Source organism: Candidatus Desulfolinea nitratireducens (genome assembly GCF_982879505.1).
In genome coordinates, this window is sequence record NZ_CEYOSI010000160.1 from 1 (window position 1) to 3,591 (window position 3,591).

4 protein-coding genes and 1 other annotated feature are annotated in these 3,591 nt (G+C 50.6%); all 4 genes read left to right on the forward strand.

Annotated elements, in window-relative coordinates:
• Positions 1–465 (forward strand): iron-containing redox enzyme family protein (locus AC3DOM_RS12990; RefSeq protein ID WP_487919476.1); only part of this gene is annotated, 465 nt, incomplete at its 5' end.
• Positions 466–609: 144 nt separating this feature from the next.
• Positions 610–909: a binding site (T-box leader), on the forward strand.
• A gap of 108 nt (positions 910–1,017) precedes the next feature.
• Entirely contained in the window at positions 1,018–2,079 is a 1,062-nt protein-coding gene (gene pheS, locus AC3DOM_RS12995) for a phenylalanine--tRNA ligase subunit alpha (protein WP_487919477.1), read from the forward strand.
• Positions 2,080–2,172: 93 nt separating this feature from the next.
• Positions 2,173–2,607, forward strand: coding sequence for a four helix bundle protein (locus AC3DOM_RS13000; RefSeq protein WP_487919478.1), 435 nt, complete (start codon positions 2,173–2,175; stop codon positions 2,605–2,607).
• Positions 2,608–2,683: 76 nt separating this feature from the next.
• The coding region (locus AC3DOM_RS13005) for a phenylalanine--tRNA ligase beta subunit-related protein (protein ID WP_487919479.1) at positions 2,684–3,591 on the forward strand (908 nt) is incomplete at its 3' end.

The following is a 3,591-nucleotide window of genomic DNA, read 5'->3' on the forward strand; positions in this document are numbered from 1 at the left end:
TATGGCGCTTTCATCAATATCCTTGAAGATGGCTGGAAAACGCTTGATGATGCTGAGACTGCCGAGGAGGAAAAGGAACATGCTGAACTCTGGGAGGAATTCGCTGCCGCCCTCGAGACAAAAATCAGCCCGCCTGAGATAAAACAGACAAAAGAATTGATCCATACCTCAGAATTACTGTTTGGAACGCCCGCCTGCACCCTGGGAGCGATGTACGCCTTTGAAGCCCAACAACCCGCCACCGCCAAATCCAAGCTGGATGGCCTGAAGACTCACTATGATCTGCCAGTAGAGGTTGAGCCATATTTTGAAATTCATTCATCAAATTGGCACGAATCGGAAAAGATCCTGGCGGCAATGGATGAACTCTCACCCGAAGAACTGGCCCTGGCCGAAGATGCCTGTGGACAGATGGCAGAAGCATTGTGGGATACCCTGACCGGCATCCACAATATGACCATCTGATTTAATTGTAGTCCCTAAAAATATATAGAGGCATTGGCCGAGAAGGCAGTGCCTTTTTTTGTTAAATTTCTTCGCAACAAAACTTAAAAGCCTCCATAATGAAATCCTTACCCTTGACAGCCTCCCGTTTTCACAGATAATAGAGCCAACGCGATGACGGAGGAAAGTACGTCAGCGAAAGTCGTTAGAGAGGCAGGAGCAGTGGCTGAAACTCCCGCCCGGCAGAACCTGACCGAAGTTCCCTCCCGAGTTGTCTGAGTGAAGGCTTTTTGAATTTGCAGGTTGAAAGGTTGTGTAGTTCAGACCGGCTGCCCCACGTTATCGGGGACGAAAATCGATAGTGAAAGAAGCGCTACTTTCTACGCTCTCATTATCTGCTTTCTGAGTGAGCTGTGCGAACGGCTAATTTGGGTGGTACCGCGGGAATTCCCTCCCGTCCCATTGTGGATGGGAGTTTTGGTTTAAAGACATTAGACTTCAGACATCAGACTTCAGAATTGCTTAGGTCTGATGTCCAAAGTCTGAGAGCTACAAAAAAAGAAGGAGAAGTCTATGCTGGAAAAACTCAACGAAATCCAGGCCGCTGCGCTGGAGGCACTCAAATCCGTTGCGGATGATGAGGCCTTACAGGCATGGCGTGTCGCGCACGTGGGCCGCAGCTCCCCGTTGATGCAGCTCTTTAAGGAATTTGGGAAACTCTCGAAAGAGGAACGTCCTGCCGTAGGGAAGCGCGCCAACGAGGTCAAGGTCGCATTGGAAGAGGCTTTAGCAGAACGCGGCATGATGATCAAGGAAACGGAATTAGCCCATTCTCTGGAAGAAGATCATCTCGATGTGACCCTGCCAGGGCGTCCACTCAGGCACGGAGGCCTGCATCCAACCACGCAAACGCTGCGGCGTATTCTCGGTATTTTGGCCGAGATGGGATTCCAGGTTTATACCTCCCGTGAAGTGGAATCAGATGCGTATAACTTCCAGCATCTGAACTTCCCGCCCGATCATCCGGCGCGTGAAATGCAGGATTCATTCTATGTGGAAAGCGAAGGGCGTCAGGAGGATGACCCGCTTCTGATGCGGACGCATACTTCCCCGGGACAGATCCGCGCGATGCGTGAATTTGCTGCGGCTGATCCTGACAACCCGCCACCCATCCGGATCTCATTACCCGGGATGTGCTATCGGTATGAGCAGATCACCTCGCGTTCCGAAATTCAATTCAATCAGGTCGAGGGGCTGGCCGTGGGCGAGAATATCACCTTCAGCGATCTGAAAGGTACCCTCTCCGATTTTGCCCGCCGGATGTTCGGACAGGATGCCCGCACACGCTTCCGCGCGCAGCACTTCCCCTTCACCGAGCCTTCCGCTGAAATGGATGTGGAATGTTTTCTGTGTGGCGGCGAGGGCTGCTCGGTCTGCAAAAAATCTGGCTGGCTTGAGATTCTCGGCTGCGGGATGGTGCACCCCAATGTGTTAACCGCTGGTGGTTACGATCCACGTCGCTATACCGGTTTCGCCTTTGGGATGGGGCCTGAACGTCAGGCCATGCTGCGGCATAAGATCGAAGATATCCGTTATTTCTGGGGAAATGACGCGAGGTTCCTGGAGCAGTTCTAGAGCGGATTATCAATTTTCGAATATTGGCAATGGAAAAAGGACATTCGGTATTTCGATATTCGAGAAGGCGATACTCGGTGATTGGAGGTTGGCATGAGCATTAGTGGCTTGGAAAAACTTGATGTTTGGCGCAGGTCGCAATCTTTTGCGGTGCACATTCATCAAGAAATATTGCCCACACTCCCCAAAGATGAGAAATGGTCACTCACACAGCAAATCCGCCGCTCATCACAGAGTATTCCTGCAAATATCGCCGAAGGGCATGGGCGTTTTTATTTTCAAGAGAACGTACGTTTTTGTTATATCGCACGTGGTTCACTCGAAGAAGTATTAAGTCAATTAGACTACGCATTCAAGGTAAATTATTTACCAAAAGAACTCTATCAACAATTCACTGATGAAGGTGAAAAACTTAATCGCTTGATCAATGGCTATATCGCCTTTCTCAAAAAGAGCAAACGGGGCGCCAACGAACCCGGCTCCCGCTCTTCTATTCGAGAAAATCAAGAAGACTATATTACCGAATAACGAAATTTATATTCGAAACTCAAGCATCGAAAACCCGAATATCGATTATCAAATATCGTACTCCGAAGGAGTAAATATGAAATTACCCGTTTCCTGGCTAAAAGATTACGTCAATATCAATATTTCCGTTGAAGAACTGGCTCGCCTGCTCACGCTGGCTGGCCTTGAAGTGGAAGAGATCCACTACGTCGGTTGGGCAAAACCTGATAACGCTGCCGGAGAAAAACACGAGTTCAAAACCTACGGCCTCTCATGGGATCCTGAGAAACTCGTCGTCGCTGAAATCCGCGAGGTCAAGCCGCATCCCGATGCTGACCGACTCGTGCTTTGCAATCTCTATGATGGCAAAGATGAGCATATCGCGCTGACCGGTGCGCCTAATTTGCTGCATCTAAAAACCGCTGGCCCGCTTGAAAAACCGATCAAGGTCGCCTATGCCAAAGAAGGCGCGGAGATCTACGACGGTCACAAAGAGGGACAGGTGCTCACCAGGCTCAAACGCGCCAAAATTCGCGGGATTGAATCCTATTCGATGGTCTGTTCCGAAAAGGAGCTTGGCATCTCGGAAGAGCATGAGGGCGTCATTATTCTGGATGATGATGCAACGGTCGGCACACCATTGGCGGATTATATGGGGGATGCGGTTTTCAGCATCGACATCCTGCCGAATAACGCCCGCAACGTCAACGTGCTGGGCGTTGCCCGGGAAGTTGCCGCTCTCACAAATCAACCGTTAAAACGGATCGACAAGAAACCCTACGAAACAAGCGGCGAGGCAATTGCAGAAAAGGTCAAGATCGAGATCAAGACCCCTGAACTCAATCCGCGCTTTGTGCTTGGCCTGATCCGCGACGTGGAGATCGGCCCCAGCCCCTATGTCGTCCAGCGACGTTTGCGACTGGCTGGTATTCGCCCGATCAGCAATCTTGTTGACGCGACCAACTACGCCATGTTCGAAGTCGGCGAACCCCTGCACGCCTTCGA

Coding starts and splice junctions, on each gene's coding strand:
- pheS (WP_487919477.1), top strand. CDS start 1,018: ATGCTGGAAAAACTCAACGAAATCCAGGCCGCTGCGCTGGAGGCACTC.
- AC3DOM_RS13000 (WP_487919478.1), top strand. CDS start 2,173: ATGAGCATTAGTGGCTTGGAAAAACTTGATGTTTGGCGCAGGTCGCAA.